Source organism: Gemmiger formicilis, from assembly GCF_024462815.1.
Classification (GTDB): domain Bacteria; phylum Bacillota; class Clostridia; order Oscillospirales; family Ruminococcaceae; genus Gemmiger.
In genome coordinates, this window is record NZ_JANGCG010000115.1 from 1 (window position 1) to 210 (window position 210).

The 210-nt window shown below is 50.5% G+C and carries 1 protein-coding gene; it reads right to left on the reverse strand.

Annotated features, from left to right (window positions below; genetic code table 11):
* Positions 1 to 210: amidoligase family protein (locus NE623_RS14690; RefSeq protein ID WP_256273636.1), on the reverse strand; the 210-nt coding region annotated here is incomplete at both ends.

The following is a 210-nucleotide window of genomic DNA, read 5'->3' on the forward strand; positions in this document are numbered from 1 at the left end:
CTTTGAGTGCTGCAAACAAAATGTCCTCTTTGGAATACATGATGGACAGCACATTTTTGAGGCTCTGCGGCGTGTGTTTGCTTGCATCCACATGGACGTGCATTCCGCAGCTGTCGTTTACGATACCGCCTGCGCGGCGTAAGGAACGGACAACTTCCTGCAGCTTTTCCATCTCGCCGTATTCGAGTTTCGGAGAGTTCAGTTCAACCT